The following is a 25233-nucleotide window of genomic DNA, read 5'->3' on the forward strand; positions in this document are numbered from 1 at the left end:
GCGCTCTTCGCAAGAATGCGGATCTGCACCACTTTTCGGGATTTGCACTTCTTCTGGAGCGCCGGAAAGGGTGCAGATCCCGGCAAAGGGTGTAGATGTCGCGGCTACCCCTACGCGGGCGGGGTGCCAGCGGGGTTGACGGAGGGTTGGGGCTGGTCGGCGGGGTGGGGTGTGAGGAAACAGACCGGTCGGTGATTGATGCCGCTGGTTACCGTAGGGGGGTGGTCCCTCAGCCGACTCCAGGACGGCGCCGGAAAGGTCGATCATCCGGCGACCCAGCAGCTCGCCGACAGATGTCCAGTTCACAACGGACAGGTGCATGTCGGTGCGGTGCAGGGCGGGCACTACTGTTACTAGACATCGGAATGATCCGCTTGAAAGCTGAGGAGCGATAACGTGACTGTCCGGGTAGGCATCAACGGCTTCGGTCGTATCGGACGTAACTTCTTCCGGGCGGTGGAGGCGCAGAAGGCGCTGGGCACCACCGACATCGAGATCGTCGCGGTCAACGACCTCACCGACAACGCGACGCTCGCGACCCTGCTCAAGTACGACTCGATCCTGGGCCGGTTGCCGCAGGACGTCTCGCTCGACGGCGATGACACCATCGTGGTCGGTGACCAGCGCATCAAGGCGCTGGCCATCAAGGAGGGCCCGGCGGCGCTGCCGTGGGGCGACCTGGGTGTCGACGTGGTGGTCGAGTCCACGGGCATCTTCACCGACGCGACCAAGGCCAAGGGCCACCTCGCGGCCGGCGCCAAGAAGGTCATCATCTCCGCGCCCGCCAAGGGCGAGGACCTGACCGTCGTCATGGGCGTCAACGACGAGAAGTACGACGGCAGCCAGAACATCATCTCCAACGCCTCGTGCACCACCAACTGCCTCGGCCCGCTGGCGAAGGTGCTGAACGACAGCTTCGGCATCGAGCGTGGTCTGATGACCACCATCCACGCCTACACGCAGGACCAGAACCTGCAGGACGGCCCGCACAGCGACCTGCGTCGCGCCCGCGCCGCCGCGCTGAACATCGTGCCGACCGGCACCGGCGCCGCCAAGGCCATCGGCCTGGTGCTCCCGGAGCTGCAGGGCAAGCTCGACGGTTACGCGCTGCGCGTGCCGGTTCCGACGGGTTCGGTCACCGACCTCACCGTCACCCTGCGCACCGCCGCCTCGATCGACGAGATCAACGCCGCGTACCAGGCCGCCGCCGAGGGCCCGCTGAAGGGCATCCTCAAGTACAACGTCGACCCGATCGTGTCGAGCGACATCGTCACCGACCCGCACTCCTCGATCTACGACGCGCCGCTCACCAAGGTGATCGACGACCAGGTCAAGGTCGTGTCCTGGTACGACAACGAGTGGGGCTACTCGAACCGTCTCGCCGACCTCATCGGCCTCGTCGGCAAGTCGCTCTGAGGCCATGGCAGTCAAAACTCTCGACGATCTGCTGAGCGAGGGTGTCGAAGGTCGGGGCGTGCTGGTGCGCTCCGACCTGAACGTCCCCCTCGACGACAACGGTCAGATCACCGATCCCGGTCGCATCCTCGCGTCCGTGCCCACCATCGAGGCGCTGGTCGAAGCCGGTGCGAAGGTGGTGCTCACCGCGCATCTCGGCCGGCCGAAGGGCGCGCCGGACGCCAAGCTCTCGCTGGCCCCGGTGGCCGCGAAGCTCGCCGCAGAGCTGGGTCGTAACGTCCAGCTCGCCGGTGACGTGGTCGGCCAGGACGCGCTCGCGCGCTCCGAGGGCCTGACCGACGGCGACGTGCTGCTGCTGGAGAACATCCGCTTCGATCCGCGCGAAACCAGCAAGGACGACGCGGAGCGGGCCAAGCTGTCCGCCGCGCTGGTCGAGCTGGTCGGCGACGACGGCGCTTTCGTCTCCGACGGCTTCGGCGTGGTGCACCGCAAGCAGGCGTCGGTCTACGACGTGGCGAAGCTGCTGCCGCATTACGCGGGCAAGCTGGTCGCCGCCGAGGTGGACGTGCTCGCGAAGCTGACCGCGGACACCGAGCGGCCGTACGCGGTGGTGCTCGGCGGTTCCAAGGTCTCCGACAAGCTCGCGGTGATCGAGGCGCTCGCGCCGAAGGTCGACACGCTCGTCATCGGTGGCGGTATGTGCTTCACCTTCCTTGCCGCCCAGGGGCTTTCGGTGGGTTCCTCGCTGTTGCAGGAGGAGATGATCGACACCTGCAAGGGCCTGCTCGAACGGTACGCCGACGTGATCCACCTGCCGCGCGATATCGTCGCGGCGGAGCGGTTCGCGGCCGACGCCGATTCGAAGGTGGTTCCGGCGCACGAGATTCCGGACGGTTGGATGGGTCTGGACATCGGCCCGGAGTCGACCGATCGGTTCGCGGCGCTGCTCACCGAGGCGAAGACGGTGTTCTGGAACGGCCCGATGGGCGTGTTCGAGTTCGAGAACTTCGCGGCGGGCACTCGCGGCGTGGCCGAGGCGATCGTCACGGCGACCGGCAAGGGTGCGTTCACCGTGGTGGGCGGCGGTGATTCGGCCGCGGCCGTGCGCGCGCTCGGCCTGCCCGAGGACGGCTTCTCGCACATCTCGACCGGCGGCGGTGCGTCGCTGGAATACCTGGAGGGCAAAGAACTTCCGGGCATCGCAGTGCTGGAGGGCTGAGTAAATGGCACGCAAGCCGCTCATCGCGGGCAACTGGAAGATGAACCTCAATCACCTCGAGGCCATCGCTCTGGTGCAGAAGATCGCGTTCGCCCTGCCGGAGAAGTACTTCGCCAAGGTCGACGTCACCGTCGTGCCGCCGTTCACCGATCTGCGCAGTGTGCAGACCCTGGTGGAGGGCGACAAGCTCCTGCTCACCTATGGGGCGCAGGATCTTTCGCGCCACGATGCCGGCGCCTACACCGGTGAGATCAGCGGCGCCATGCTGGCGAAGCTGGGTTGCACCTATGTGGTGGTCGGGCATTCGGAGCGGCGGCAGTACCACGGCGAGGACGACGCCACCGTGCTCGCCAAGGCGAAGCAGGCGCTCAAGCACGGACTCACCCCGATCGTCTGCATCGGTGAGGGTCTGGATGTGCGCGAGGCGAAGACGCATGTCGAGTACAACCTCGAACAGCTGCGGGGTTCGCTGAAAGGCCTGACGGCGGAGGAGATCTCGAAGATCGTCATCGCCTACGAGCCGGTCTGGGCGATCGGCACCGGCAAGGTCGCCACCCCGGCCGACGCGCAGGAAGTGTGCGGGGCCATCCGCGGCGAGTTGGTCGAGCTCGCCTCCGCGGAGGTGGCCGCGGAACTGCGTGTGCTCTACGGCGGTTCGGTCAACGCCAAGAACATCGGCGAACTGATCAAGCAGACCGATATCGACGGCGCGCTGGTCGGTGGCGCCTCGCTGAAGGGTGACGAGTTCGCCACCCTGTCCGCGATCGCCGCGGGCGGCCCACTGCCGTAAGGGTTTTCGAACCGTGAAAGGGCCGAGCACCAGCAGGTGCTCGGCCCTTTCCGGTATCAGTCGACGGGGATGCGGTACTCGGAGATGCTGCCGCGCAAGGTGAATCCCGCGCCGGCGAGGGCGGTGCGCAGCGCCTCGTCGGCCGGGTCGGCGCACAGATCGGCGGTCGCGACCTCGGGGTGGTCGCGGCGCAGGCGGTGCAGCGTGCTCGCCAGCAGGGCGCTCAATTCCGGGACGAGGGCCTGCGCGTGCACGATGTTCAGCACCGCGGTGCCGTCGCGGACGCCAGCCGAGGATTCGGCGCGCAGTGTGCCGTCCACGTCGAGATAGCCGAGGGTAAAGGTGGTGTCCAGGTATTCGTCCCGGTCGGCGAGCAGTTCGCCCACGGTCTCGGCGGTCCAGCGGTCGGTGCAGCCGGTGTCGTCGCAGCGGCTCAGGCCCGCGTCGGTGTACAGGCGGGCGTATCGGGCGAGCGTTTCCTGAGTCGGCGGGGCCGGGAGCTCCTCGACGTACGCCGCCGGGGTGTCGGGCCAGTCGCCGCCCTCGGCGCGCCACTCGCAGTCGAGTTCCCGATGCGGGCGCAGGCCGAGCGCCGCCGCGACCGCGACGCCGTCGGGATCCTGGACGATCCATTGCACCGCAGCGTGTTCCGAGGACCGGGCCGCGTCGACGGCCGCGCTCAGCATGGCTCGATAGGTGTCGGTGTCGCCCTCGTCGACCACCGGGACAGCGAGCAGGTACCGTTCCGGATCGTCCGGGTCCACCAGCAACGTCCAGCCCACCACCGCGCCTTGCCTGCGGACCGTCAGCACCCCGCGGGTATGCGGGCCGATCAGTTGCTCGCGTAGCTCGCGTAGCCCGCTCGCGGTGTCCGAGGTGCCGGCGACCGACGGTTGACGGGCGTGTAACTCCGCCACCAGACGATCATCGATGGTGGTGTGGAGTTCGATCTCGCCGACCGCGGTGTGGATTGCTGACATGTAGCTGATGGTACCGGCGCCCGGCGCGGCAGGGGGCGGCCCGAATTCCGGGGGCTCATTCCGCGTGCAGCACCAGACCGTTACCGTTCTCGTTCGCGAGGGTGAGGGTGTTCGCGTCGACGGTCGCGGTCGCCTTACCGTCCAAGGCTTTCAGGACCGCCTGCTCGACCTCCATCACCTCGGGCGCGCACGCCATCCTGGTGGTGGCGATCCGGAAGGTGAGTTCGGGGTCGGTGCCCGTGGCGCTGCCGTTCATCGTGTTGCAGCCGGCGCTGCCGGAGACCTTGCCGTCGGCGGCGATGGTGAGGGTCGGTTTCACGTCATCGATGGCCTGCGAACGGATCTGGGCTTCGGGGGTGAGCAGCGCCGTGACGATCCAGGTGGTGCCGCGCAAGGGTTTATCGGGTTCGGCGACCTTCTTGTCGAGCATGGTGACGGTCAGGTTGTCGCTCTTCAACGTCAGTTTCGGGCCGTCGAGCTGCCAGGTGGGCTGGGAGTTGAGCAGGCCGCTGAGCCACTCGTCGGCGCCCTGCCGGTCGCCGCCGCAGGCCATCAGGGTGCTCGCGAGGCTGGACACCACCAGCTTGTGCTCCGCCGATGCCACCGCGCCCGAATGGGTATTGCAGCCCGCGTCCGCGGAGACGCGGTCGTCCTTGAAGGTCAGCCGGAGTGGACCACCGCCGGGTATCGGCGCGCCCTCGACCCCGGTGGAGACGAAGGTGCGGCCCATCAGCGTTTGATCCGGCGGGTTCGCGGGAGAGTTCGAATCCCCGCTCGAGCAGGCGTTGATCGCGAGAACTGCGAGCAGGACGATCGGGCCGAACCGCACGAGATTAGCCGCCATGACGGCGATGCTACCGATATCGTGTGGTTCGGCCCGGGTTTCGGCCGGTCAGACCGGCATGCCGAGGGCAGAGGCGAGGGTCTGCCCGATGGCGTTGGCGAAGGCCGCCGCCGCGCCGGGATCGAGGATCTGCAACGGGACGTCGCGGTTCGTGCAACCCTGGCGCGCGGGCACGCCGTTGAGCCGATCGTTGAGCCAGAGTGCGGCCGAACCCGCACCGGAGACGGCTGCGATGCCGTGCTCACTGATCAGCTCGCGGGTGTAGGAAACGCTGGCGTTCGGATCCTTGCAGTAGGTGTCGTACAGGTTGTTCACCGCGTTCACGGGCATCGCCTCGTCCAGCGGCGCTTGATAGATGTACAGCGGGAACTGTGGGGTGCCGCGATGTCCGAGGCTCAATTCCCGGAGCATGGGCTGCAATTCGGGCGCGCGCATCGGGTCGCCGGGGTAATCGAACAGGCCCTTGATGTTCACGAAGGGGAATCCGGCGAACTGGATTGCGACGCACTGTCCCTGATGGACTACCCGCAGGCCCTTGCCGAGCGGGTTCATGTACCGCTCGATGAACTGGTTGAGCTCGGGGTATTCGTTTGCGACACCGAACAATCCGCCGAGCACCGCACCGCCGAAGGTCGAGGTGGCGTTGTTGTAGTCGATGGCCATGCCGATATCGGCCATCAGCCCGCCGACCGCCGAACCGACCAGATTGAGTTCCGGTGCGTACTCGGCCTGCAGTTCCGCGGCGTGCGCGGTCGGAATCGCGCCGCCCGAATAGCCCCACAGCGCGGTCCGGGTCGCGGCGCCGGGCAGCCCGGCGGGCTCGAAGTTCTCGGCCGCCCGGATGGCGTCCAAGGTGATCCGGCCGCCGAGCGGTCCGGCCGCGTAGGCGGAGTTCGGGCCTTGATGATCGGGCACCACGACGGCATGCCCGAGTTGCAGCATGGCCTGCACCTCGACGAACTCCGCAGAGATCACCGGGTTCAACGGGTTCGGCAACGAACCCATCTGCAGGACATAGGAGGCAGCGCAGTTCTGGGACAGCGAGTCCTCGGCGAACTGGAAAGCGACCAGGTTGCGTTCCGGCGTGGGCGACGGCCGATGCGGGACGATCACGGTGGCCACCGCCGGGATCGGCTCACCGCGGGTATTGCTGCTGCGGTACGACAGCTGCCAAGCCCGCACATTCAGCGGGATCAAGAAGAAGTTGGCGAGATTGACCTGGCGGGCGGCGAGGATCTCGCCGGGTTGGGCCGCGGCCACCCGGGCCGGATCCGGGTTGTAGAAACCCTGATCCAGGTACGGCGGAGCCGGGGGTAGCGGGAACGGGAGCGGCGGTGCCACGGGCACCGGATCCGCGTGTGCGGCGCCGACCAGCGCCGGGCATACCGCGACGGTCAAACTCGCGGTCATAGCCAGGCAGGTGCGGGCGAGCACTTGTTTGGTGCGCCCGACGGTGCCCATCTTCATTTGAACTCCTAGACCTCAACGCGACACTGCGAGACATGGCTCTCGAGCATAAAGAGAGCGATCGTTCCCTAATTGGCGCGTCGACTGTAGAGGGTGCGGTGGCGGTGTGTCAACGATCACGCTGACCCGCTGATCGGTAGCGTTCTACGCGCCCGGCAGGATGGACAGTCATGACCGGTAGCGCCGAAATATCGCGTCCGCGCAGGACGCAGCAGCAACGCCGTGCCGCAACCGTCGCCAAGTTCGTCGACGCGACCATCGCCGCGATCAGCGAGGTCGGCTACCAGCGCACGACCGTGCAGGAGATATGCAGTCGCGCAGGGCTTTCCGTCGGCGCCATGTTCCGGCAGTTCGACGGCAGGCTGGACCTGATCGTGCGGACCGCCGAGGAGATCGTCAGCAGGCAGCGGATCGCCTTCCTCCTGATGATGGAACACTTGGAGGAACAGGCGAATCCGCTCGACAGCGCGCTGCGGTTCCTGCGGGCGGCGCAATCGGCCGAGATCACGCACGCCCTGCGCGAGATCTACCTCGCGGCCCGCTCGGACACCGAACTACGGACGCGGATCGCGCCGACCGTGGAGAACTACTACGACGAAATCGTGGCCGCGGTCGAGCACACCGGCGTGCTGCGCCGCTACCCGAAACGGGTACGTGAGCCGCTGTTCTACCTTGCGCTGCATGTGTTCTCGGGACAGGCCGTGGTCCGCGGCGTGTATCCGAAACCCGAAGTCGACGACGCGGTCCTCGCGCTGCTGGAAGACATGCTGCAGATGTACGCCGACTCGGTCGAGCCGGGCGAGTCCTAGAACCATGCGACTGTGGACGCTGCAAGCGCCCGAAGTTGTCGCGGCCGTGCGCGCGAGCGGCCGGTATCGGGCGCGCTGGGACCTTGTCACGCCGAACTGGCACACCGCGTTCCGCGCGATGACGGTCGAGATGACAAGGCGCGGTATGGATTGCGCCGCCGCCCCGCCGGTGTGGTGCTGGCCCGGCCGTGCGCTGCGCGCCGCCACGGTGCGGACCACCGCGAATCTCCTGCTCGGCGACCATGAATGGGCCCACGGCCGCTGGCTGCTGAAACTGGCTGTGCCCGAACAGTTCACGCTCGTCACCTCGTACGGCGCCTGGAACGACTACCTCGCCCACACCATGGGCTTCGCCGACGGACCCGGCCGAATGGACTGGACCGGCCGCCCCACCTGGGCCCGCGACCAACTCCAGGTCACCATCCCCGAACTCCGCCGCGAATGGATCATTCGAGCCACCCCCTACCCGCCCGACCCCGAAACCGCGGCTCGCATCGCCGCCGACCCAGAGCTCCGCGTGCGCGAGTCGTGACGCCGTGCGTGCTGCGTCGCCATGCGCGGGCATTGGCAAGTGCGGTTGGAAATGCCGGGGCGACACCGCGCCGTGCCGGGCATTAGGATCGGCCTCGTGCATCGATGCTTCCCCATATCCCCGCCGCCCGCCTCCTAGCGAGGTGTAGGCGTACCTACGCATCCGCTCCGGCCATGCGCGTCTGAGGACGGACTATGTCCGGCAGCGCCTGTTCTGCGTACCTCCGCCTTCGCTCCGGCCGTGCGCGGCTAAGGTCGGACTTCGTCCGGCAGCGCCTGTTCTGCGTACCTCCGCATCCGCTCCGGCCGTGCGCGTCCAAGGACGGACTACGTCCGGCAGCGCCTGTTCTGCGTACCTCCGCATCCGCTCCGGCCGTGCGCGTCTGAGGACGGACTACGTCCGGCAGCGCCCGTTCTGCGTACCTCCGCATCCGCTCCGGCCGTGCGCGTCCAAGGACGGACTTCGTCCGGCAGCGCCCGTTCTGCGTACCTCCGCATCCGCTCCGGTCGGTCTCGGCGGTTCGTGCCTCGCATCTGGTTCCGCGAGATGCGAAGGGCGACGGGTTGCGGTGCGGCTTGGACTGCGTCGGCGCGGATCCGCTGCGGTTATGGGCTCAGGCGGTGTGGCTGCGGCTGATGGCGGCGTAGCGGGTTCCGTTCAGTAGGGCGGGCGGTCTGCTGCGGTTGCGGGCGGTGCGTGGGGCGCGGCGTGGGCGTGGCTCGAGAGCGGAGCTTCCTCAGGGTGCGTGCGGCGCTGCGGTATTCGTTGTGCACCTCGCTTCAGCGACCTCTAATCCTTCTGTCGCAGGAGCGCAAACCTTCATGTCCACGACTCTGTCCACGGCCGGCCGTTCGGGGCTGGTCTATCTCGTCGGCGCCGGAATGCTCTGGGGCACCGGCGGTCTGCTCGGCACGCTGCTCGGGCGGGCCACCGGTCTGTCCCCGGTCGCGGTCGCCGCCTGCCGGCTCGCGGTCGGCGGTCTGCTGCTCGTCGCGCTGCTGGCGGCGACCCGGCGGCCCTGGCCGCGAAATCCGCAGGCGTGGCGCCGGATCGGCGCGGTCGCCGTGCTGGCCGCGGCCTTCCAGGCGTGCTATTTCGGTGCGGTCGCCGCGTCGTCGGTGAGCATCGCGACGTTGCTCACCATCGGCACTTCGCCGGTGGTGGTCGCGCTACTCGAACAACTCACCGGCCGCCGCCGCTTGGATCGCCGTCGCGCGGGCACGATCTGTCTCGCGCTGACCGGTTTGGCGCTGTTGATCGGCGTGCCGTCCGATGACGTCGATGCCGGCGGTCTGCTCGCCGGTGCAACCCTCGCCGTCGCGGCCGCGGCCGCGTTCTCGACGGTCACCGTGATCAACACGCGCCCCGTCCCGGGCCTCGACGCGATGACGACGACGGGCTTCGGCTTCACCGCGGGCGCACTGCTGCTCGCACCGGTGGCGGTGACGACCGGCCTCACCTTCCACCCATCCGTCGCGAGTTTCGCCCTGGTCCTCACCCTCGGACTCCTCCCGACCGCGATCGCCTACACGCTTTATTTCCGTGGCCTGCCCGCCGCAGGCTCCGGCACCGCCGCCGTCCTAGCCCTGCTGGAACCACTCACGGGCGCCGTCCTCGCCGCCCTTCTCCTCGGCGAACGCCTCACCCCCAGCGCCCTGGCCGGCGGCGCTGTCCTGACCTTCGCCCTTCTCCTCACCGCCACCGAGCGGACAGGAGCCGCCCGCGACCTCACGTGATCGGTCCCACGAGCGGCGCGGCGGTCGTCCCTTCGCGGCGGTCGGCGCACAGCGGCGTACCGGCCGCATCGGACCCGGCCGCGGTTCGAGCAGGGCGGTGCGCGGGAGCGCTAAGCTCCGGGGAGTGACCACTGTGGCTACTACCGTCTCTACCTGGGCGCCGATGCGGTCGAAGGTGTATCGCGCGCTGTGGATCGCGCAGTTGGTGTCCAATCTGGGGACCTGGATGCAGACGGTCGGCGCACAGTGGATTCTGGTCGACGAGCCGAACGCGGCCGCGCTGGTTTCGTTCGTGCAGACCGCGATCACGCTGCCGGTGATGTTGCTGGCCATCCCGTCCGGGGTGATCGCGGATCTGGTGGATCGGCGCAGGCTGCTGGTGGGCGCGCAGTCCACGATGGCGTTGCTGGCGACGGTGCTCGCGATCTCCACGGCGACCGGCCACACCACCCCGGCGGTGCTGCTGACCTTGTTGTTCCTGCTGGGCTGCGGGCAGGCGCTGACCGGTCCCGCATGGCAGGCGATCCAGCCGGAACTGGTTCCGCGGGAACAGATTCCGTCGGCGGCCGCGCTCGGCAGCATGAACATCAACATCGGGCGCGCGGTGGGCCCGGCGCTGGCGGGTGTGCTGGTCTCGGTGTCCGGGCCGACGCTGGTGTTCGCGTTGAACGCGGTGTCGTTCGCGGGAATCGTGGCCGTGCTGACCGTATGGCGCAGGCCGCGCGCCGATCGCGGCCTGCCGTCGGAGCGCCCGCTCGCGGCGTTGCAGGCGGGCACCCGGTTCATCCGGGCCGCACCCGCGATCCGCCGGGTGCTGCTGCGTTCGATCCTGTTCATCGCCCCGGCCAGCGCGCTGTGGGCGCTACTGCCGGTGATCGCGCGCGACGAACTCGGGCTCACCTCGTCGGGCTACGGCCTGATGCTGGCCGCGCTCGGAGTGGGCGCGGTCCTCGGCGCCGTCGGCCTGTCCCGGTTGCGTGCCCTGCTGACGCCCACGCAACGGTTGACCACCGCGGCCGTGCTGTTCGGTCTCGCGACCGCGGCCACCGCCGTGCTGCACGTGGTGCCGGTGGTGTTGATTCTGCTGGTGTTCGCCGGCTTCGCCTGGCTGCTCGCGATGTCGACGATGAATTCGACGATGCAGTTGCTGCTGCCCGCGTGGGTGCGGGCGCGCGGCCTGTCGGTCTATCTGCTGGTGTTCATGGGCGGTCAGGCGCTGGGTTCGCTGCTCTGGGGTGTGCTCGCCGGTGCGATGGGACCGGTGTTCGCCCTGCTGAGCGCGGCGGCGCTGCTCGCGGTGTGCGCGGTGAGCACGGTGTGGCTGCCGATCAGTCACAACGCGGAGAACCTGGACCAGACGCCGTCCGCGTTCTGGCCGGAACCGCAGCTCGTGGTGGAACCCGACCCGGCCGACGGTCCGGTCATGGTGTTGCGCACCTACGACGTCCCGGCGGAGAACGTGGCGGAGTTCATGAACGCGATGGCGTTCGTGGGCCGGTCCCGGCAGCGCACCGGCGCGATGGAGTGGCGGCTGTATCGCGACGTCGGTGTGCTCGACCGCTATGTGGAGGCTTTCGTCGTTCGTTCGTGGGCCGAACACATGCATCAGCATCAGGTCCGGCTCACCGCCCAGGATCAGATCCGCGAGCAGGCGGCCTCGAAGTACACCGTCGGTGACGATCGGGTCACCCACTTGGTCGCGGTGATGCCCGCCCGGTGAGCACGCGGCGCTGGGGAGCGTTGCCGAGTGCCTGATTCGGTGGGATCCGGCCGACCGCATACACTGTCGGTCATGCGGATGTTCCTGGATATCCTCCTGATCGTCGCCAGCGTGCTGCTGGTGCTGCTGGTGCTGTTGCACCGCGCCAAGGGTGGAGGTCTGTCCAGCCTTTTCGGTGGTGGTGTGCAGTCGAGCCTGTCCGGCTCGACCGTCGTCGAGAAGAACCTCGACCGCATCACCATCTTCACCGGCGTGGTCTGGTTCATCGCCATCATCGGCATCGGTCTGGAGATCAAGTTCGCCTGATCAGGCGAGTTACTACACCGGCCGCGATCGTCGCAGCCGCCAGCACGAGGGCGGCGATGACGAACGCGGCCGGATAGCTGTCGCCGATCACCGGCGCCACCACCAGCGGACCCAGCATCTGCCCCGCGCCGTAGACGGCCGTGAGCGGAGCCGCCGCGCCGCTGTCGGACAGTTCGCTGCCGATCCGCATGGCCAGCATCACGATGCCGAGGAACGTCGCCCCGAACAGCGCCGCCGCGAGCACCGCGGCCCACACCGCGCTCGTCCATGCCGGTAGCACCGCCGAAAAGCATTGTGCGAGCAGCGCGATCGGCATAGCGACGGCGGGGGACCAGCGTCGCCCGGCAACGCCCCACAGCACGGTCGCGGGGACGGCGGCCGCGCCGACCACCACCCAGATCGCGGAGCCGACCACCTGCCCCCGTTCGCCGCTGACCGCCGCGACCAGAAACGTCCCGATCACGATGTAGCCGAGGCCCTCCAGGAAGTACGAAACCAGCAGCGCGCGCCACGCGCCGACCGACCGGATGACGGCCTTGCCCGCCCGACGGCCGGGCCGGATGTCGAGCCGTAAGGTGGGCAGCAGCAACAGTGCGGTGAGTGCCGCCGACACCAGCCACATCGCCTGCCAGCCGAGAAACGGCCGCACGGCCAGCACCAGTACGCCGGTGAGCGCGATACCGAAGCCGACGCCGCCGAAGGTGATCCCGGCCGCCTCCCTGGCACTGCCCGGCCGCGCCGCCACGCCCGCGCACGCGACGAAGACGACGGCGCTGGTGACGCCGGCGATCAGGCGTGAGGTCGCGGGAAAGAGCGTCGGCGCGGGCACCGCCATCAGCAGTTCGCTCGCGATCAGCAGCGCCGCGGACACGCGAAAGGTGTTGCGGTTGTTCAGCTCCGGCCAGCGGGTGAGCAGCAGGGCGCCGAGCAGATAACCCGCGTAGTTGGCGGTCGCGATGACGGCGCCGTCGTGCGCATTGATCCGGTGTGCGTCCACCATGATCGGGAGCAGGGGCGTGTAGACGAACCGGCCGACTCCCATCGCGGCCGCCAGTCCGGCGGCGGCGGCGAACGCGGGAACGAGGCTGTGGCGCGGTGCGGGCGCGATTACTGCGGTCACCATGCGACCGTACGGTCCGTGCCGACGCCGGTAAAATGCTTTCTGTGCACCATGTATACGCTGGATGCATGGATAGGGACGACGCGTCGCGGACAGAGCGTCCGCAGCCTGCGCGGGCGGCCGGTGACCTCGGCAGTTCGCAGCTGGAGCTGCGGCATCTACGGGCGTACGTGGCGCTGTGCGAGGAAGGGAACTACACGCGGACCGCGGCCCGGCTGCATCTGAGCCAACCGGCGTTGACCAGGACCATCCAGCAGCTGGAACGACTCGTCGAATGCCGGTTGATCGAGCGCAGCTCGCGGCGCTTCGAGCTGACCGAGGAGGGCGCCGAACTGCTGACGGACAGCAGGCGCATTCTCGCCGGCGTCGATGCCGTTGCGGCGCAACTGCGCTCGCGAACCGCCGTCGAGATCGGGTTCGCCTGGCTGCTGCCCACCAGCTGGCTGGCGGCGACGCGCCGCCGCTATGAGGCGCTCGGCGGACGGATCACGTTGCGCCGCATCGACGATCCGGTGGCCGCGCTCGACGCCAGGTCCATCGATATCGCCATCTATCGCAGGGAAACCGAACTGCCGAACCATCTCGCGTCGCGGGTGATCGCGACGGAACGGCGCATGCTCGCGGTGGCCGCGCATTCACCCCTGGCGACGGCGACCGAGCTGCGCTGGGCCGATCTCGCGGGTTATCCGCTGGTGGTCAACGTGGTGTCCGGTACGACGCATGCCGATTCGTGGGCGGACAGCGACCCGGAGCGGCCGATCATCACCTGCCGGAACTTCGACGAGTGGATCGAACTCGTCGCGGCGAACCGGGGGATCGGCGGGGTGCCCGCGCTCGCCCGCACCCGTGCCCCGCATCCCGGAGTCGTCTATTTGGACGTGGCCGACGCGCCGCCGTCGCACGTCTATCTCGCCTGGCATACGAAGCCCGAATCGCGGGCGGTGCAACGCTTCCTCAGCGTCGCCTGAGGGATCAGTCCGCGCGCGGCACCCGTCCGTCTACGTCGGTGAAGCCGTAGGCCTTCGCCAGATCGGCCACCCGCCAAGCGGACCCGGTGCGCGTGCGGCGCTCGGCATCGGCGGCCAGGGCGACCACCGCGCGGCCGGGGAAACGCGGGGTTTCGGCCTCGGCGAGGTCGAAGGTGCCTTCGCCGGGCAGCGTGACCACTCGGCGTCCCTCGGCATCGGCCGGAACCAGTTGCAGCAGTTCGGTGTCCACGATGCCCGGCCACAGCGAGACCGCGGTGACGCCGGTATCGGCCAGGTTGTGCGCCAGATCGGCGGTCAGGCGGTCGAGCGCGGCCTTCGCGACGCCGTAAACCGCGTTGTGCATGTACCTTTCGGCACCGGGCGAGGAGATGTTCACGATCAGCCCGTCCGCCGCGATCAGCAGCGGAGCCGCGTAAACGCTTGCCACATAGTGCGATCGGACGCCGATATCGAACGTTTCGTCCCACGCCTTCGGCGGTACTTCCCAGAACGGTCTGCCGAGCCAGCGTGCCGCGGCGGGGGAGTTGTAGACGTTGTTCACCAGCACATCGAGCCGGCCGTGGGCCGTACGGATCTGCTCGAACAGCCCGCGGACCGCGTCGTCGTCGCGGTGGTCGCAGACGAACGGGACGCCGACGCCGCCGGCCGCGTCGACCGCGGCGGCGGTCTCGCCCACCGTGCCCGGCAGTCGGCCCGGGGTGTCGGACCGCCCGGTCACGTACACGGTCGCACCCGCGGCGCCGAGTTCGACCGCGATGCCCTTGCCGATGCCGCGGCTCGCCCCGGTCACCACCGCGATCCGGCCGTCGAGCGGTTTGGCTATTCCGTTCATGAGACAGGGACATTACCGTGAAATAGGAACACGTTCTAGATTTTGGAGGTCCGGCAGTGGAGTTGACGCATCGGTTCGTGACGACCAACGGCGTCCGGATGCACGTCGCCGAGCAGGGCGCGGGGTATCCGGTGATCTTCTGCCACGGATTTCCGCACACCTGGTTCATCTGGCGGCGCCAGCTGGCGGCGGTGGCCGGTGCGGGATACCGGGCCATCGCGCCGGATCTGCGCGGCTACGGCCGGACCGACCGCCCCGCCGAGGTGGCGGCCTATACGAATGAGGCGGTGATCGGCGATCTGCTCGGCCTGCTCGACGATATCGACGCCGAACAGGCGGTCTTCGTCGGCCTGGATTTCGGTGCGGCGCTGGTGTGGGAGCTGGCGTTGCGCGCGCCGCAGCGGGTGCGCGGCGTGATCGTGCTGAACAATCCGTTCGCGCCGCGGCCGCCGCGCGCTCCGTCGCAGCTGTGGGCCAAGGCCGCCGCGCGACACTTCCTGCATCTGCACTACTTTCAGGAACCCGGCGTGGCCGACGCGGAATTGGGCGCTCGGCCAAGGGAATTCCTGGCCAGGGTGTACTTCTCGCTCAGCGCCGACTATCACTATCTCGACACCTGGCAGTTCCCGGCCGAGGGCACCGGCTACCTCGACGTGCTGCCCGAGGCGCCGCCGCTGCCCTGGCGCTGGCTCGCACAGGACGAATTCGACACCCTGGCAAAGGATTTCGAGCACACCGGTTTCACCGGCGGGCTTAACTGGTACCGCGCCCTCGACCGCAACTGGGAGCTGACCGCCGACTACGCCGACGCGTCGGTCACCGTGCCCGCCTACTTCATGTACGGCGACCGCGACCCGGATATGGAGGGTTTCAGCGGTCGCGATCCACTGACCACATTGCGTCGCCATGTCCCGCAGCTGCGCGCGGTGACCAAGATCGCGGACGCGGGACACCTGGTCCAATTGGAACGTTCCGCGGAGGTCGACGCGCTGCTGACCTCCCACCTGCGCGAACTCGTGCCGAATTCCTCCGAGGTGCCCGCGTAGGCCGAACGCCTTCGGCCGGAGGCACGTTCGGTGTCGGTGGGCACCGCTAATGTTCGCTCATGAGTTACAGCCTGAGCGTTTACGTCGTCGAACTGGACAGGGTCAGGGGCGCCATCGCGTCGCGGGACGACAAGCTCCGGCGCATGATCGGAGGTCGCTTCAAGGCCCAGCTCGCACACGCCGACGACTGGTTCGCCGAGGAGATCGCGAACGGTGCGCCGGCCCGGTACGACGCGGTGCGCGCCGTGATCGACGGCGGCCCGTTCGATCCCGCCTACGGATTCCAATACGCCTATGCGTACCAAACGATCTGCCAGTTCTACGGCAGGTTCCTGGACAACCGCTACTTCTCACCGTTCCGCGGCAGTTGGCTGGAACAGGTGGACGAGGGCCTGGCCGAGCTCGGCATCAAGGCGATCAGCCTGACCGGCTTTCTCTACCATGCCTTTCCGCCCGCCCTGCCGCAGCCGGACGAGCTCCCCGGCTACGGCGAGTGGACCCCGGAGCAATGCGCCGAAGCGTTGGTGCAGTGGGAGTCGACCACGCCGGAGTCGCGCGAGTCCGTCGATCACGAGGTGCTCGCCGCCATCGAATCCTGCATGGAGTGGATCCGCGAGGCGCAGGCCCGGCCCGGCTGGGGGATCGCCGGATTCTTCTTCTGAGGCGCTCAACGGTATTCGTCGGCCAGATTCGGGTAGCCGTCCCAGCGTGGCAGTGGCTGCTGGTTCAGGTGGGCGGTCAGCCGATCGAGCAGGTACTGCCAGCGCGGGCCGATCGCCGCGGCGTCGCGCTGGCAGACGTGACGGCGGACCAGTTCGACATTGGTGACCACGCCGACCTGGGTCATGCGCACCTCCACCAGACAGTCATCGATCCGCACGGCCAGTTCGTGCGGGGCCTGGCAGTGCTCGATCCGGACGGTGATCGGTCCGGCGACCGGCCCGTCCAGCGGTTCGATCGTCACGGTGTCCGCCTCGCCCGTCACCGCGCCGAGCCACTGCGCCAGCTGCGCCCGCTCGGTCGCCGCCGTCCACACCTCCAGCACCGGCCGGTGGAATGAACGCAGATAGTGCAGGAGCACCAGATCGCCGTCGTCGGTGCGATCGTGCTCCGGTCGAACCTCGCCGAGCATGGACATCGTCATCGCCGCGCTCCTCGCTGCTGTTCAGGCGTCAATGGCACTGTCTTTCCAGTATTCCCCGGGCCGATCCGGAATCAGCGGAATCCGGGCATCGAGTCATCGCACCGCCGTCGGGCGGGGCTGCGCAGGCGAGGTTTTGTGCAGGAGACTCGAGCGGCCGGGTGTGCGGCCGTCGCGTGAACAAATGTGCCGTGCGCGACGAGATCGCTCGGCGAACAACACCGTTCGCTCAGTCGTCGGTGCCTGATTGAAAAATAAAGTAGCGCAAGAGAATACAACTATCGTGCGCCGCCGCATGCACCGTGTGCCGGGTGACTGCGGTCGAGATGCGGAAGTGCTTGGCAATCTGTACATTTGGTTCAGCCCGAACTGGCAGGAGGGGGTCGGGCGTTCAGCGACATGCCTTTTTGGTGAACGTGAGTGCGGAAGTACGGAACTTGTCACAGTCATTGAACGCGCCGGAAGGCGAGCGTCGGGAACCTGTCGTTCGACGTCAGCGTATGCCGCTGCTGGTCATGTTCGGCAGCGCCGCCGTCACGTCGGTCGCGGTGGCGGTCGCGGTGTACTACGCGCCGAGCGACTTTCGCGTCCCGCTGACCATCGGTGCGGTTGTCGCCGCCCTGCTGCTGTGCGTCGCGTGCACCGCGGCCGTGCACTATCGCGGCGTGGCCCGGCGGGCGACCCGCGAGGCGGCCGCGATCACCGCGGCGGCGACCGCGCGCGTCCAGGCCGCCGAGAACGCGGCCGAGGCGCACGCCTGGGAATCGAAGAACAACGAGAACCGCCGCTCCGCCGCCATGGCCGCGTTCGCCGGCGCCGCGGGCCGGATGCAGGCGATGACCACCAGCATGCTCGCCGAACTGCGCGAGATGGAACACCGGCACGCCGACCCGAAGGTCCTGGCCGACCTGCTGGAACTCGACCATCGCACCGCCCAGGCCGGGCGCCTCGCGGACAGCATCGCCGTGCTCAGCGGCGCGCGGTCCGGCCGGCGCTGGGCCAAACCCATTGCGATGGAATCCATTCTGCGCGGCGCCATGGGCCGGGTCGCGGGCTATCAGCGGGTGCGGCTGCGCGCCATCGCCGAGATCGCCATCGCCGGCCACGCGGCCGAGGGCATCATGCACACCCTGGCCGAACTGCTCGACAACGCGTGCAACTTCTCGCCGCCGACCACCGAGGTGCATGTCTACGCCGCCGAGGTGCCCGCGGGCGTGGTGCTCACCATCGAGGACAGCGGGCTGGTGATGAGCGAATCGGCGCTGCGGCGGGCAGAACAGACCGTGTCGGTCACCGGTCCCGACGGGCGCGGCCAACGTTCGGCGGACTTGTCTTCGCTGAGCGGCACCCGGCTCGGTCTGGCGGTGGTCGGTCACCTCGCGCGCAAGCACGGGCTCACCGTTTCCTACCGGCCCTCCGCGATCGGCGGCACGGCGGTGGTCGTGGTGGTGCCGCGGGATCTCACTGCGCGCGTGGACCGTTCGCAGCCGTCGGCGCCGGCCACCAACCCGTCGCTGCCCGCGGTGCCGCCGCCGGCGGCGCGGACCGCCCCGCAGGCGGTGGCGCTCGCGGAGGCGGCCACCGACCGCGAACCGGCGGCCGTCGCGACCGCTGCCGCGCCGACCGCCGAGGTCACCAGCATGGGTCTGCCGAAACGGCGCCGCGGCAGCACCCTCGCCGCGGTGCATCCGGCCGGGCTCTCGCTACCCGAGCCCGGCGCGCCTGCGCCCGCGCCCGCGGCCAGCCCGGCCTCGTTCGGCGCCTTCCAACGCGCGATCGCCGGGCGTGACGGCGAAAGCGCCGCCGCCGCAACACCTTCCCCGTCCCCTACCGTTGCCGTGGAGAACGATCGATGACCACGTCTGTGCCGTCCCAACTCAGCTGGCTGTTGGAGCAGCTACTCGCTCGCACCCCGCGCACCAGGCACGCGCTGCTACTGTCCGGCGACGGACTCAAGATCTGCCACACCCCCGAACTCGGGATGGACAAAGCCGATCAGCTCGCCGCGATCGCCGCGGGCATCCAAAGTCTCTCGCACGGCGCGTCGGTCGAGTTCGGTGACGGCCGTGGGGGCGTCCGGCAGTCGATGACCGAGTTCTACGGCGGCATCCTGTTCATCGTCGAGGCGGGATTGGCCGCGCACATCGCGGTCGTCGCCGCCGAGGACGCCGACGCGGGCCTGGTCGGGCACAACATGCGCGAGCTGGTCGAGCAACTGGGTCACCACCTCGCGTCGGCACCGCGTAACCCAGAGGGACGGCCGAGCGGCGAAGCCGACCAGGGGTGGGCGAGTACAGGGGGACGGCAGGGCGGCGAAGCCGACCAGGGGTGGGCAAACACAGGGGCGAGCGTGTCGTGAACAGGCCCGGCCGCGACGACGACCCCGACCGGCTCTACACGCTCACCGGGGGACGCAGCAAACCCGACTCCGACAGCTTCGACCTGGTCACCCTCGTGGTCAGCGAATGCGATCCGACGCCGGGCATGCAGTCCGAGCACGTGGCGATCCTCGACATGTGCCGGGCCCCGACCGCCGTCGTCGAGATCGCCGCCGAGCTGCGGCTGCCGGTCGGCATCGCGACCATTCTGCTCTCGGACCTGCTGTACGCGGGCAAGATCACCGTCCGGCATCCGAACATCGGCCCCGGCCTGCCGGACGCGCCGTGGAATGCCGTGCCAGACTCCACCACCCTCGAGAAGGTGCTCGTTGGACTCCGCAATCTCTGACCCCCGACCCGCCCGCGCCGACGCACCGTTGCACAGCGCGACCCGCCAGGGACTCAAGATCGTCATCGTCGGCGGTTTCGGCGTCGGCAAGACCACCATGGTCCGCGCGGTCAGTGAGATCCGCCCGCTCGACACCGAGGCGACGATGACCAACGCCGGTGTCGGGATCGACGACCCGAGCGGCGCACCCGGCAAGTCGACCACGACGGTCGCCTTCGACTTCGGCCGGATCACCATAGACACCGAGAACGTGCTGTACCTGTTCGGCGCGCCCGGACAGGAACGGTTCTGGTTCCTGTGGGACCGGCTGTTCACCGGAGCGCTCGGCGCGATCGTGCTCGTCGATCAGCGCCGCATCGCCGACTCCTGGTACGCCATCGACCGGCTGGAAGCGCAGCGGACCCGATTCATCGTGGCGTGCAACAACTTCGGCGGACCCTCGCGGCCCGACGAGGTGCGTGACGCGCTGGACCTCGACCCGCACGTGCCGCTGGTCGAATGCGACGCGCGCTCCCGCGAATCCAGCAAACAGGTGCTGATCACCCTGGTCGAGCACATCTACGCCGACGCACCGCGAGCGGAGACCGCCTCATGACCAGTCCGAGCGCCGCGTCCGCCGGTTTCGGCGGCTGCCCCGTGCAGCCGCAGTCCGCCGTCCCGCTCAGCGGTCCGCGTTTCCACACCGATCCGCAGCATCTGTACCGCGAGATGCGCCGCGAACACGGACCGGTCGTCGCCGTCGAGTTGCCCGGTGACGTGCCCGCGTGGCTGGTCATCGGCTACCGCGAACTGCACCAGGTGACCAGCGATCCGGAGCTGTTCCCGCGCGACGTCAGCCTGTGGAACCAGTGGCCGAACATCCCGGAGGACTGGCCGCTGCTGCCGATGGTCGGCCAGCCGCGGCCGTCGATCTATTTCACCGCGGGCGCCGAACACCGCAGGCATCTGGCGATGGTCGAGCCCGCGCTGGACTCGGTCGATCCGTTCGAATTGCGCCGCACCTGTGAGGAATTGGCGGACCGGCTGATCGACGGATTCTGCGGGCGCGGCGAAGCCGACCTGGTCGCCGAGTTCGCCGTCCTGATGCCCGTGCTCGCGCTGGCCTGGGCGCTCGGTTTCCCGGACGAGGACGGGCCGCGGCTCGCGTGGAGCATGAAGGCGCTCGCCGACGGCGGAGCCGACGCGCAAGCCGCGTACGGTCGCTACTACGAGCAGATGATGCAGGTGCTCGCCGCCAAAAAGGCCAGGCCCGGAAACGATCTCGTGTCGCGCATGCTCGCGCACCCCGGACAGTTCACCGACGAGGAATACGTGCAGGACCTCATGGCCGTCACCGCCGCGGGCCACCTGCCGACCGCCGACTGGATCGGCAACTCGGTGCGCTTGATGCTCACCGACGACCGGTTCGCCGCCGCACTGGGCGGCGGCCGCCGCAGCATCGGCGAGGCGATGAACGAGGTGCTGTGGGAGGACACCCCGACGCAGATCCTCGCCGGGCGCTGGGCCGCTCGCGATACCCGGTTGGCCGACAAGGTGATCCGATCCGGCGACATGCTGCTGCTCGGGCTCGCCGCGGCCAACGCCGACCCGCACGTGCGCCAGCACCTCGCCGACGGCGCGGCGACGGCACACGCGGGAAACAGCGCGCACTTCGCGTTCAGCTACGGCGAATACCGCTGCCCGTTCCCCGCCCAGCAGCTGGCCGAGATCATCGCGCGGACCAGCATCGAGGTGCTGCTCGACCGGCTGCCCGACATCGATCTCATGGTGCCCGCGCAGAACCTGGTCCGGCGGCCGTCGGCCTTTCTGCGCGGCATGACGTCCTTGCCGGTTCGATTCACACCAGTTCGTGCAGTTGGAGGTACCCCGTGACGGAATCATGCCCATTCGCCATCGACCCCATGGTCGGTGACCTGGACGGGGAGACCGCACACCTGCGTGCGGCGGGCCCGATCGCCCGCATCGAACTGCTCGGCGTGCCGGCCTGGACCGTCACCGAACACGCCGTCGCCCGGCAACTGCTCGTCGATCCGCGGCTGATCAAGGACATCAACGGCTGGTCGCTGTGGAACTCCGGGGCGGTGACCCGGCAGTGGCCGCTGATCGGGATGATCGACGCCGGGCGTTCCATGTTCACCGTGGACGGTGCCGAGCATCGACGGTTGCGGATCAAGACCACCCAGGCGCTCTCGCCGCGGCGGCTCGAAGACATCCGGCCGGTGGTCGAGCGGCTGACCGCCGAACTGCTCGACGATCTCGAGGCCGCCGGCGCCGACGGCGCGGTCGTCGACCTCAAGCAGGTGTTCGCCTACCCGCTGCCGATGCGCGTCGTCAGCGAGCTGATGGGCGTGGACCGCGCTGACCATCCCATGCTGCTGGACTGGTACAAGGCGTTCTTCTCGCTGCTCACCCCGCAGGACGAGCGACTACGGGTGATCGACGAAATGGACTCCTACTACACGGATCTGGTGCGCAAGAAGACCGCCGACCCCACCGACGACCTCACCACCGCGCTGATCTTCGCCGACGACGGCGGCGAGCCGCTCACCGAAGAAGAAGTCGTCGGCAACCTCAAGGCTCTCGTCGCGGCCGGGCACGAAACCACCGTCGGCCTCATCCTCAACGCCGTGCGCGCCCTGCTGACCCGGCCCGAACAGCTCGCCAAGGTCCGCGGCGGCGACTTCGAATGGAAAGCGGCAGTGGAGGAAACGCTGCGCTGGGACAGCCCCGTCACCCACCTGCTGATGCGTTTCGCCACCGAAGACATCACCGTCGGCGACACGGTGATCGAAAAGGGCGACGGAGTCGTCATGTCCTACCGCGCCATCGGCCGCGACACCGCCGTACACGGCGTGGACTCCGACGATTTCGACCTCACCCGCCCAACCGCGCACCGCCACATGACCTTCGGGCACGGCCCGCATATCTGCCCCGGTGCCGCCCTGTCCCGCCTCGAAGCAGGCGTCGCCCTGCCCGCCCTCTTCGCCCGCTTCCCCAACCTGCGCCTCGCCGTCCCCGTGGAAGAAATCCGCAACCTCCCCGTCCTCACCCAAAACGACCTGGCCGCCTTCCCCGTCCACGTGTAGTCGACGGATGTCGTGGCTACTCCGCGAGGAGTTTGCCTGCGGCGGTTTCGATTTTGGTTTCGTCGAGCAGGACGGTGTCGGCGGCGGGGCCGAGCGGGATGAAGGTGTCTTCGCTGGTTACTCGGGCCAGGCGGCCGTCGAAGGAGGCGTCGAGGAGGGCGGCGTAGACGGATTCGGAAACGCCGCCGCTGCGGCGGGTTTCGTCGGCGATGAGGACGCGGCCGGTGGCGCGGGCATGGTGCAGGAGGTCGTCGACGGGGAGGGGGGACAGCCAGCGCAGGTCCAGGACGCGGGCGTGGACGCCGCGCGCGGCGAGTCGGCGGGCGACGCGCAAGCTCATCGGGACGCCGTTGGCGAAGCTGACGATGGTGAGATCGGTGCCGTCGCCGTACACGCGCGCGCGACCGATTTCGACGTGCTCGGTGTCGGAAACCGGTGCGAGCCAACCGTTGTCGCCCGGCTCGTACAGATCGCGGGTGTGGTACAGGGCGATCGGCTCGAGGTAGACGCACACGCGGCCGTCGACGCGCGCCGCCGACACACAGGTGCGCAGCAGGGCGGCGGCGTCGTCGGCGCGAGACGGGGACGCGACGACGACGCCGGGGATGTCGCGCAGTGCGGCGATCGAGTTGTCGTTGTGGAAGTGCCCGCCGAAACCCTTCTGGTAGGCGTAGCCCGCGATCCGCACCACCATCGGATTGTGGTACTGCCCAGCGGAAAAGAACGACAGGGTGGCCGCTTCGCCGCGCAGCTGATCGGCCGCGTTGTGCACGTACGCCAGGTACTGGATTTCCGGAATCGGCACGAATCCGGCCAGCGCGGCGCCGAGCGCGGTACCGAGGACGCTCTGCTCGTCGAGCAGCGTGTCGAAGACCCGGCGCCGACCGAACTGCTTCTGCAACCCCTTGGTCGCCCCGTACACGCCACCCTTGCGCCCGACGTCCTCGCCGAACACCAGCACATCCCGGTCCCGCGCCAGCAACCGCGCCAGCGTGCGATTGATCGCGAGTCCGAGCGTTACCGAGTCATCGCCACCCACAATAGCTTTCGTGCTCGGGGTGACCGCGGTGGTGCGGCGGGCGTCGGCGCGGATCAGCTCGGGACGGGTGGGGGCGAGCGGGGCGAGCACGGCGGGGGCGGAGTCCAGTTTGGGTTCGCGCCAGACCTCTTCGGCGGTGGTGGCGACGCGGTGGGCGATGGCGTCGTAGCGGTCGAGGAGTTCGGTGGGGGTGGCGACGCCCGTGGAGACGAGCAGGCGGGCGGTGGCCACGAGTGGATCGCGGAGCAGATCGGCGGTGATGTCGGCGGGTTTGCGGTAGGCGGATTCGACGTCGGAGCCGGCGTGACCCATCAGGCGCACGGTGCGCAGCCGCAGGAACGCGGGCTTGCGATGCTCCCGGACCCAATCGGCGGCGGCGCTCGCGGTGGTCAGCGCGTCGACGGCGTCGCAGCCGTCGGCGTCGAAATACGCCAGGCCGGGCCGTGATCCGTACGCCTGCAGGATCCAGTCCGGGGGAGTGGGCACGCTGATGCCGATCCCGTTGTCTTCACACAGGAACAGCAGCGGCAGCGCAACCCCCTGCCGCGCAGTGTGGATCGCCGAATTGATCGCGCCGGTCGCGGTCGAGTGATTGGCCGAGGCGTCCCCGAAACTGCACAGCACCACCGCATCCGACGGCCATTCGCTCGAAATGCCCAGCCGCGCAGCGCGATCGATGGCGAATGCGAGACCGACCGCGCGCGGCAGATGTGAGGCGATGGTGGAGGTCTGCGGGATGATGCTCGCGGCCTTGCTGCCGAAAACCTTGTGCCGCCCGCCGGAAATCGGGTCGGCCGCCGCCGCGACCACGCCGAGCAGCACGTCCCGGATCGGATCCAGGCCGGGCACGCGCCGGGCGCGCTGGACGAAGAACCCGCCCGATCGATAGTGCAGCAACGCCGGATCGTCCACGCGCAGCGCCGATCCGAGCGCCGCGTTCCCTTCGTGCCCCGACGAGCCGATGCTGTAATACCCCCGCTTGCTCGCCCCCAATTGCCGCGCGGCCAGATCCAGCTGCCTGCTCGTCGCCTGGGACTCGAACAGCTCCAGCAGGGTCACCCCGCTGATCCCCGGCGCGACCTCGAGGCCCGCCGCCCGACGCACCCCCGGGGGCAATGCGGCGACCGCCGCCCGAAACCGTTCGTCAAGAACCTTGCCCGGACTCGCCCCGGAAACAGCTTCCCGCTCGCTCACGGCCCCACTGTATCCCCACCGCCGACGATTATGCGCGCCATCCCCGATCCCGCCGAACTTTTTCCGGGCGCTACACCGTAACGCCGGATATGCAGCCAGGGGTCGCGCGCTGAGCCCGTGATGACGCCACACCTGTACAGCGCCAGCGGCGAACCGCATTCGATGCCCCGCGCACATCTTGTTGCGCCGCGCGCGTGTCCTTCGACCGACACGCGCGCGCGGCGCTAAAACCTGCGCGGC

24 protein-coding genes are annotated in these 25233 nt (G+C 68.9%); 17 read left to right on the forward strand and 7 right to left on the reverse strand.

The genetic code is table 11. The features are described 5' to 3' along the window. The first annotated feature begins 396 nt into the window (after window positions 1-396). Genes gap through tpiA form a run of 3 tightly spaced genes read left to right on the forward strand, consistent with a single transcriptional unit; the run spans window position 397 to window position 3425 of the window. A complete protein-coding gene (gap, locus tag NBRGI_RS40350; protein WP_029903178.1) occupies window positions 397-1416 on the forward strand; it encodes a type I glyceraldehyde-3-phosphate dehydrogenase in 1020 nt (339 codons plus the stop codon). Window positions 1417-1420: 4 nt separating this feature from the next. Further along, complete coding sequence (locus NBRGI_RS40355; RefSeq protein ID WP_029903180.1) at window positions 1421-2635, forward strand: phosphoglycerate kinase; 1215 nt, start codon at window positions 1421-1423, stop codon at window positions 2633-2635. 4 nt (window positions 2636-2639) lie between these two features. Continuing rightward, window positions 2640-3425, forward strand: a complete 786-nt coding sequence (tpiA, locus tag NBRGI_RS40360) for a triose-phosphate isomerase (protein ID WP_029903182.1) — start codon at window positions 2640-2642, stop codon at window positions 3423-3425. 56 nt (window positions 3426-3481) lie between these two features. On the opposite strand, the gene NBRGI_RS40365 is transcribed toward tpiA, so the two are convergent. Genes NBRGI_RS40365 through NBRGI_RS40375 form a run of 3 tightly spaced genes read right to left on the reverse strand, consistent with a single transcriptional unit; the run spans window position 3482 to window position 6716 of the window. Then, window positions 3482-4405, reverse strand: a complete 924-nt coding sequence (locus tag NBRGI_RS40365; RefSeq protein WP_029903185.1) for a hypothetical protein — start codon at window positions 4403-4405, stop codon at window positions 3482-3484. A gap of 55 nt (window positions 4406-4460) precedes the next feature. Further along, window positions 4461-5249: an META domain-containing protein gene (locus NBRGI_RS40370; protein WP_029903187.1), complete on the reverse strand. Its 789-nt coding sequence runs from the start codon at window positions 5247-5249 to the stop codon at window positions 4461-4463. A 48-nt stretch (window positions 5250-5297) separates the two neighbouring features. Further along, on the reverse strand, window positions 5298-6716 hold the full coding sequence (locus NBRGI_RS40375; protein WP_081878449.1) for a lipase family protein: 1419 nt from the start codon (window positions 6714-6716) through the stop codon (window positions 5298-5300). A 170-nt stretch (window positions 6717-6886) separates the two neighbouring features. Here NBRGI_RS40375 and NBRGI_RS40380 point away from each other — a divergent pair, with 170 nt between their 5' ends. From NBRGI_RS40380 to secG, 5 genes are all read left to right on the forward strand, one after another. Continuing rightward, window positions 6887-7525 carry a TetR/AcrR family transcriptional regulator gene (locus NBRGI_RS40380; RefSeq protein WP_051728408.1) on the forward strand — a complete coding sequence of 213 codons (639 nt, stop codon included), beginning with the start codon at window positions 6887-6889 and terminating at the stop codon, window positions 7523-7525. Window positions 7526-7529: 4 nt separating this feature from the next. Further along, window positions 7530-8057, forward strand: coding sequence for a hypothetical protein (locus tag NBRGI_RS40385; RefSeq protein ID WP_051728409.1), 528 nt, complete (start codon window positions 7530-7532; stop codon window positions 8055-8057). 821 nt (window positions 8058-8878) lie between these two features. Continuing rightward, on the forward strand, window positions 8879-9793 hold the full coding sequence (locus tag NBRGI_RS40390) for a DMT family transporter (protein ID WP_029903195.1): 915 nt from the start codon (window positions 8879-8881) through the stop codon (window positions 9791-9793). A 124-nt stretch (window positions 9794-9917) separates the two neighbouring features. Then, complete coding sequence (locus NBRGI_RS40395; protein ID WP_036562595.1) at window positions 9918-11513, forward strand: MFS transporter; 1596 nt, start codon at window positions 9918-9920, stop codon at window positions 11511-11513. 72 nt (window positions 11514-11585) lie between these two features. Further along, complete coding sequence (gene secG, locus NBRGI_RS40400; RefSeq protein WP_014986406.1) at window positions 11586-11819, forward strand: preprotein translocase subunit SecG; 234 nt, start codon at window positions 11586-11588, stop codon at window positions 11817-11819. Here secG and NBRGI_RS40405 read toward each other — a convergent pair. Beyond that, complete coding sequence (locus tag NBRGI_RS40405) at window positions 11806-12939, reverse strand: YbfB/YjiJ family MFS transporter (protein WP_029903199.1); 1134 nt, start codon at window positions 12937-12939, stop codon at window positions 11806-11808. The genes secG and NBRGI_RS40405 overlap by 14 nt on opposite strands. Window positions 12940-13007: 68 nt before the next feature. Between NBRGI_RS40405 and NBRGI_RS40410 the strand changes: the two genes are divergently transcribed. Then, entirely contained in the window at window positions 13008-13907 is a 900-nt protein-coding gene (locus NBRGI_RS40410) for a LysR family transcriptional regulator (protein ID WP_029903201.1), read from the forward strand. 4 nt (window positions 13908-13911) lie between these two features. On the opposite strand, the gene NBRGI_RS40415 is transcribed toward NBRGI_RS40410, so the two are convergent. Then, window positions 13912-14760, reverse strand: a complete 849-nt coding sequence (locus NBRGI_RS40415) for an SDR family NAD(P)-dependent oxidoreductase (protein ID WP_029903203.1) — start codon at window positions 14758-14760, stop codon at window positions 13912-13914. Between the two features lie 56 nt (window positions 14761-14816). Here NBRGI_RS40415 and NBRGI_RS40420 point away from each other — a divergent pair, with 56 nt between their 5' ends. Continuing rightward, on the forward strand, window positions 14817-15806 hold the full coding sequence (locus NBRGI_RS40420; protein WP_029903205.1) for an alpha/beta hydrolase: 990 nt from the start codon (window positions 14817-14819) through the stop codon (window positions 15804-15806). 59 nt (window positions 15807-15865) lie between these two features. Then, complete coding sequence (locus tag NBRGI_RS40425) at window positions 15866-16468, forward strand: DUF7691 family protein (RefSeq protein ID WP_014986401.1); 603 nt, start codon at window positions 15866-15868, stop codon at window positions 16466-16468. A 5-nt stretch (window positions 16469-16473) separates the two neighbouring features. Here NBRGI_RS40425 and NBRGI_RS40430 read toward each other — a convergent pair whose 3' ends face one another. Next, complete coding sequence (locus NBRGI_RS40430) at window positions 16474-16950, reverse strand: SRPBCC domain-containing protein (RefSeq protein ID WP_029903208.1); 477 nt, start codon at window positions 16948-16950, stop codon at window positions 16474-16476. A 497-nt stretch (window positions 16951-17447) separates the two neighbouring features. Between NBRGI_RS40430 and NBRGI_RS40435 the strand changes: the two genes are divergently transcribed. The 6 genes from NBRGI_RS40435 to NBRGI_RS40460 are packed head-to-tail and all read left to right on the forward strand — an operon-like array spanning window position 17448 to window position 22760. Beyond that, the gene (locus tag NBRGI_RS40435) at window positions 17448-18803 is read left to right on the forward strand and encodes a sensor histidine kinase (RefSeq protein ID WP_036562597.1); all 1356 of its coding nucleotides are present in this window, start codon (window positions 17448-17450) and stop codon (window positions 18801-18803) included. After that, the gene (locus NBRGI_RS40440) at window positions 18800-19306 is read left to right on the forward strand and encodes a roadblock/LC7 domain-containing protein (protein ID WP_081878450.1); all 507 of its coding nucleotides are present in this window, start codon (window positions 18800-18802) and stop codon (window positions 19304-19306) included. The genes NBRGI_RS40435 and NBRGI_RS40440 overlap by 4 nt, the downstream gene beginning before the upstream one ends. Then, window positions 19303-19674 (forward strand): DUF742 domain-containing protein, encoded by a 372-nt coding sequence (locus NBRGI_RS40445; protein WP_029903214.1) that lies wholly within the window; start codon window positions 19303-19305, stop codon window positions 19672-19674. The genes NBRGI_RS40440 and NBRGI_RS40445 overlap by 4 nt, the downstream gene beginning before the upstream one ends. After that, window positions 19655-20269: a GTP-binding protein gene (locus NBRGI_RS40450; protein WP_029903216.1), complete on the forward strand. Its 615-nt coding sequence runs from the start codon at window positions 19655-19657 to the stop codon at window positions 20267-20269. Before NBRGI_RS40445 ends, NBRGI_RS40450 begins: the two co-directional genes overlap by 20 nt. Next, entirely contained in the window at window positions 20266-21546 is a 1281-nt protein-coding gene (locus NBRGI_RS40455) for a cytochrome P450 (RefSeq protein ID WP_029903218.1), read from the forward strand. Before NBRGI_RS40450 ends, NBRGI_RS40455 begins: the two co-directional genes overlap by 4 nt. After that, a complete protein-coding gene (locus tag NBRGI_RS40460; protein ID WP_029903219.1) occupies window positions 21543-22760 on the forward strand; it encodes a cytochrome P450 family protein in 1218 nt (405 codons plus the stop codon). The genes NBRGI_RS40455 and NBRGI_RS40460 overlap by 4 nt, the downstream gene beginning before the upstream one ends. A gap of 16 nt (window positions 22761-22776) precedes the next feature. Here NBRGI_RS40460 and NBRGI_RS40465 read toward each other — a convergent pair whose 3' ends face one another. Then, complete coding sequence (locus NBRGI_RS40465; RefSeq protein WP_029903221.1) at window positions 22777-24993, reverse strand: thiamine pyrophosphate-dependent enzyme; 2217 nt, start codon at window positions 24991-24993, stop codon at window positions 22777-22779. Between the last annotated feature and the right edge of the window lie 240 nt (window positions 24994-25233).

This window comes from Nocardia brasiliensis IFM 10847 (assembly GCF_000710915.1).
GTDB lineage: Bacteria > Actinomycetota > Actinomycetes > Mycobacteriales > Mycobacteriaceae > Nocardia > Nocardia brasiliensis_A.